General features: G+C 69.9%; 4 protein-coding genes and 1 pseudogene. All 5 read left to right on the top strand.

Annotated features, from left to right (window positions below; genetic code table 11):
• Nucleotides 1–790 (top strand): annotated as a pseudogene (gene pta / locus VNT50_RS04050) (phosphate acetyltransferase); the annotation flags it as partial.
• Nucleotides 791–792: 2 nt separating this feature from the next.
• Nucleotides 793–2,034: an acetate/propionate family kinase gene (locus VNT50_RS04055; protein WP_325483820.1), complete on the top strand. Its 1,242-nt coding sequence runs from the start codon at nucleotides 793–795 to the stop codon at nucleotides 2,032–2,034.
• Between the two features lie 144 nt (nucleotides 2,035–2,178).
• On the top strand, nucleotides 2,179–2,907 hold the full coding sequence (locus VNT50_RS04060) for an HAD family hydrolase (protein ID WP_325483821.1): 729 nt from the start codon (nucleotides 2,179–2,181) through the stop codon (nucleotides 2,905–2,907).
• A gap of 36 nt (nucleotides 2,908–2,943) precedes the next feature.
• On the top strand, nucleotides 2,944–5,469 hold the full coding sequence (locus VNT50_RS04065) for a glycoside hydrolase family 65 protein (RefSeq protein WP_325483822.1): 2,526 nt from the start codon (nucleotides 2,944–2,946) through the stop codon (nucleotides 5,467–5,469).
• A gap of 47 nt (nucleotides 5,470–5,516) precedes the next feature.
• On the top strand, nucleotides 5,517–5,804 hold a 288-nt coding region (locus VNT50_RS04070; RefSeq protein WP_491715934.1), incomplete at its 3' end, for a DNA polymerase III delta subunit-related protein.

The raw sequence follows: 5,804 nt of genomic DNA on the forward strand, positions 1-5,804 counted from the left end.
CGAGGCGAATGTGCTGAGCCCGTTCGATCCCGTGCACGTCGACAAGTTCGCGCGCGAATACGAGCGGCTGCGCGCCCACAAGGGCGTCACGTAGGCACAGGCGGCCGACACCGTGACCGACGTGTCGTACTTCGGCACGATGATGGTGCACCTGGGGCTCGCCGACGGCATGGTGTCGGGCGCCGCGCACACGACGGCGCACACGATCCGGCCGGCGTTCGAGATCATCAAGACGAGGCCGGGGGTGTCGGTGGTCTCGTCGGTGTTCCTGATGGCGCTCGCCGATCGTGTGCTCGTCTACGGCGACTGCGCCGTCATCCCCGACCCGACGAGCGCGCAGCTCGCCGACATCGCCGTGTCATCCGCCGCCACCGCCGCGCAATTCGGCATCGAGCCGCGGGTCGCGATGCTGTCGTACTCGACGGGGGAGTCCGGCTCCGGCGCCGAGGTCGAGAAGGTGCGCGTCGCGACCGGGCTCGTGCGCGAGCGCGCCCCCGAGCTGCTCGTGGAGGGCCCGATCCAGTACGACGCCGCGGCGGACGCCGCCGTCGCTGCGGCGAAGATGCCCGGATCGACGGTCGCGGGCCGCGCGACGGTGTTCGTCTTCCCCGACCTCAACACGGGCAACAACACCTACAAGGCCGTGCAGCGCTCGGCCGGCGCGGTCGCCATCGGGCCGGTGCTGCAGGGCCTGAACAAGCCGATCAACGACCTCTCCCGCGGCGCCCTGATCGACGACATCGTCAACACGGTCGCGATCACCGCGATCCAGGCCCAGCAGGGGGAGTAGGCGTGTCCATCGTCCTGGTCGTCAACAGCGGGTCGTCGTCGTTCAAATACCAATTGCTGGATGTCGAGACCGAGCGGGTGCTCGCGTCCGGGCTCGTCGAGCGGATCGGCGCGCCGGTGGGCGCGTCGGCGCACACGGTGTTCGCCCCCGCCACAGGAGCGGGGCCCTCGCCGGGGCCTGCGCCGACGATGCTCGAGGCGACCTACACGCGCGAGCTGCCGATCCCCGATCACACCGTCGGTTTCCAGGTGATGCTCGACGCCTTCGCCGAGAACGGCCCCTCGCTCGCCGAGAACCCGCCGGTCGCCGTCGGCCACCGGGTGGTGCACGGCGGGGCGCGGTTCTTCGCCCCCACCGTGATCACCCCGCTCGTCGAGATCGACATCGACGAGCTCTCGGTGCTGGCGCCCCTGCACAACCCCGCCAACCTCGCGGGGATCGTCGCGGCGAAGGCGGCGTTCCCGGGCGTGGCGCACGTCGCCGTCTTCGACACGGCGTTCCACCAGACGCTGCCCCCCGCTGCGTACACGTATGCGATCGATGCCGACCTCGCGGCATCCCACCGCATCCGCCGCTACGGGTTCCACGGGACCTCGCACAAGTTCGTGTCCGAGCAGGCGGCGGCGTTCCTCGGGCGGCCGCTCGCCGAGCTCAAGCAGCTGGTGTTCCACCTCGGCAACGGGGCGTCGGTCACGGCCATCGACGGCGGTCGCTCCGTCGACACCTCGATGGGGCTGACGCCCCTCGAGGGGCTCGTGATGGGCACCCGGTCGGGCGACATCGACCCCGCCGTGCTTTTCCAGCTCGCGCGGCGCGCGGGGATGTCGATCGAGGACCTCGATGATCTGCTCAACCGCCGCAGCGGCCTGCAGGGCTTGGCGGGGGTGTCCGACATGCGCGACATCGTCGCGGGCGTCGAGGCGGGGGATGCCGCGGTCACGCTGGCGTTCGACGTGTACGTCCACCGGCTCCGCGCGTACGCCGGGGCCTACCTCGCTCAACTCGGCGGCGTCGATGTGATCTCGTTCACCGCCGGCGTGGGAGAGAATTCGCACCACGTCCGCGCGGCCGCGGTGGAGACCCTCGGCTTCGCCGGCGTCGAGCTCGACGCCGAGCGCAACGCGGCGCGGGGCCGCGGCATCCGGGTCGTCTCGACCGACGGGTCACGCGTCACCGTGCTCGTCGTCCCCACGAATGAAGAGCTCGAGATCGCCCGCCAGACGCTCGAGGCGGCGGGCTCCTGACGCGGCGGTTCGTTGGCCGCGCGGCCCGGCACTACTACGCTGTCATCGTGGCCCGGCGCCCGGCACGGCGCCACGGCCGACGAGGCGCAATGGCGTGCCGACATCCACCGTCCCGCGGGTCCGCCCGCTTCGCATGGAGGTTCCGTGACTGACGCCCTGCCCGATCTCGCCTCGTACGATGCCGTGCTGTTCGACCTCGACGGCGTGCTGACTCCCACCGCCGAAGTGCACATGCACGCGTGGCGGACGATGTTCGAAGAGCTCTTCGCCGCGTGGGATATCACCCCGCCGTACACCGACCAGGACTACTTCGACTACGTCGACGGCAAGAAGCGCTACGACGGGGTCGCAAGCCTGCTGCGCAGTCGCGATGTCGAAGTGCACTGGGGCGACCCTTCCGACCCGCCGGAGGCGGACACGATCTGCGGAATCGGCAACCGCAAGAACGTCGTGTTCTCGCGCGTGCTGCGGGCCGACGGCGTGCAGCCGTATCCCGGGTCGCTCGCGCTGCTCGACCAGCTCGCTCCGACGGGGGTGCCGCTCGCCGTCGTGTCGAGCTCGAAGAACGCCGAAGAGGTGCTCGCGGTCGCGGGCCTGCGCGACCGCTTCCCCGTCGTGATGGACGGCGTGATCGCCGAGCGCGACCACCTTCCCTCCAAGCCCGCTCCCGACGTCTTCGTCGAGGCGGCCAGGATGCTGGGAGTCGACCCGGCTCGCAGCGCCGCCGTCGAAGACGCGATCAGCGGTGTCGAATCCGCCGCGGCCGGGGGGTTCGGTCTCGTCGTCGGGGTCGACCGCGGCGTGGGGGCGGATGCCCTCCGCGGCGCCGGCGCGCACGTCGTCGTCGACGACCTCTCTGCCTTCCTCCGCTGAACCCCCCGAGTAAACCCGATTGAGTAAGGGCATTTCATGATCGATCGCGATCGCTTTCCCGTCGACCCGTGGCGTCTCATCGAGACGCGGTATTCGTTCGATGACGCCGGAGTGACCGAGACGCTCTTCTCGGTGGGCAACGGGTACCTCGGCCTCCGGGGCAACCACCCCGAGGGGCGCCAGGCGCACGAGCAGGGCACATTCATCAACGGTTTCCACGAGACGTGGCCGATCCGCCACGCGGAGCAGGCCTACGGCTTCGCCGAGGTCGGCCAGACGATCGTCAACGCGCCCGATGCCAAGGTCATGCGGGTCTACGTCGACGACGAGCCCCTGTCGCTCGACGTGGCGGACGTGCGCTCGTACGAGCGCGAGCTCGACATGCGCGACGGGGTGCTGCGCCGGCGCATCCACTGGGTGACCCCCAGCGGCAAGGAGGTGCAGATCGACTTCGACCGCATGGTGTCGTTCGAGGAGAAGCACCTTACGGTCATGCGCCTCGAGGTGACGGTGCTGAACGCCGATGCCCCCGTCACGGTCAACTGCCAGCTGCTGAACCGCCAGGACGGCGAGGACGTCTACGGCGGCACCCCGAATGCGACGAAGAAGGGCGGCTTCGATCCCCGCAAGGCGGAGCGCATCGGAGAGCGCGTGCTGCAGCCGCAGGAGTTCTGGCAGGACGGCACGCGATCGGCCCTCAGCTACCGGGTGACCGATTCGGGGATGACGGTCGCCGTCGTCGCCGATCACCTCATCGAGACCGAGAACGATGTGAACGCCCGCAGCCTCATCGAGCCCGACATCGCGAAGAACGTCTTCCGGGTGCAGGCGAAGGCCGGCGTCCCGATCCGGCTGACGAAGCTCGTCAGCTACCACACGTCCCGGGGTGTGCCCGCGCGCGAGCTCGTCGACCGGTGCCGCCGTACGCTCGACCGGGCAGAGGCGGAGGGCATCGAAGCGCAGTACGAGAAGCAGCGCGAGTGGCTCAAGGGCTTCTGGGAGCGCTCGGACGTCTGCATCGGCGGACACGACGACCTTCAGCAGGCGACCCGTTGGTGCCTCTTCCAGATCGCGCAGGCGGCAGCGCGCGCCGACGGCCAGGGCGTGCCCGCCAAGGGCGTGTCGGGCTCGGGTTACAGCGGCCACTACTTCTGGGACACCGAGATCTACGTGCTTCCGTTCCTCACCTACACGACCCCCCTGTGGGCCCGCAACGCCCTGCGGATGCGCACCCTCATGCTGCCGGCCGCCCGCCGGCGGGCGAGTCAGCTCAACGAGGCCGGTGCCCTGTTCCCGTGGCGCACGATCAACGGCGAGGAGGCCTCGGCGTACTACGCGGCGGGCACCGCGCAGTACCACATCAACGCCGACGTGAGCTTCGCACTCGCCAAGTACGTGCGGGCGACGGGAGACGTCGACTTCCTCCACCGCGAGGGCGTCGACGCCGCCGTCGAGACTGCGCGACTGTGGTCGACACTGGGCTTCTGGCGCCAGAACGAGGGCTACGAGTCGTTCCACATCCACGGGGTGACGGGACCCGACGAGTACACGACGGTCGTCAACGACAACCTCTTCACGAACGTGATGGCGCGCTTCAACCTCCGCTTCGCGTCGCGGGTGGTGCGCGATATGGCCACCGAGGCGCCGGAGGCGTACCGGCACATGGTCGACCGGGTCGGTCTCGATCCCGCCGAGCCGGAGGCGTGGGAGCGGGCCGCCGAGGCCATGCACATTCCGTACAGCCCGACCTTCGGCATCCACCCGCAGGACTCGCTCTTCCTGGAACGCGAGGTGTGGGATCTGGAGCACACCCCGCGCGAGCAGCGCCCGCTGCTGCTGCACTTCCATCCGCTCGTGATCTACCGCTTCCAGGTGCTGAAGCAGGCGGATGTCGTGCTGGCGCTGTATCTCCAGGGCAACCACTTCACGGCCGAGGAGAAGCTCGCCGACTTCGACTACTACGATCCGCTGACGACGGGCGATTCGACGCTCTCCGCGGTGGTCCAGTCGATCCTGGCCGCCGAGGTCGGGTATCAGGACCTCGCCCTGGAGTACTTCCAGAAGTCGATCTTCGTAGACCTCGCCGACCTGCACCACAACGCGGCCGACGGCGTGCACGTCGCCTCCGCGGGCGGCGTCTGGACGGCGCTCGTCGCCGGATTCGGCGGAATGCGCGACCACTTCGGCGATCTCACGTTCGATCCGCGCCTGCCCGCGGACTGGCCGGAGCTGTCGTTCGTGCTGCACTGGCACGGTTCGCCGCTGCACGTCTCGATCACCCGCGACGCGCTGACGGCCCGCGTCCCGTCGGGCGGTCCCGTCACCTTCGAGGTGCGCGGGGTGTCGTACACGGCATCGCCGGGCGACGACGTCGTGGCCCCGCTCGCGGGACAGGGACCCGTGCGCCCCGGGCGCCCGTCGCTCCGGCAGTTCGCCGATGTGCGTCGCGAGGACGGCACGCTCCTCTCGGCATCCGTGCCGACCGTCACGACGACGATCCCGATCATCACGGAGGCGCAGCTCGCCGCGGGTCAGGACGCGAGCGTCGGCGTCGACGGCTGAGTGGATGCCGGGGGTCCGGTGTCGGACGCAGGATCTAGGCTGGGTGCGTGACCACCGCCCTGTATCGCCGCTACCGGCCCGAGTCGTTCGCGGAGATGATCGGACAGGCACAGGTCACCGACCCCCTCATGACGGCCCTCCGGGCCGACCGGGTGGGCCATGCCTATCTGTTCTCCGGGCCGCGCGGATGCGGAAAGACGACATCGGCGCGCATCCTCGCCCGGTGCCTGAATTGCGCTGAGGGTCCGACCGACACGCCCTGCGGCGTCTGCGACAGCTGCGTGGAGCTCTCCCGCGACGGCGGAGGCTCGCTCGATGTCGTGGAGATCGACGCC

The organism is Microbacterium sp. (genome assembly GCF_035554235.1).
GTDB lineage: Bacteria > Actinomycetota > Actinomycetes > Actinomycetales > Microbacteriaceae > Microbacterium.

Excerpts from the sequence above, each read along its gene's own strand:
- VNT50_RS04065 (WP_325483822.1), top strand. The coding sequence starts at position 2,944 with ATGATCGATCGCGATCGCTTTCCCGTCGACCCGTGGCGTCTCATCGAG.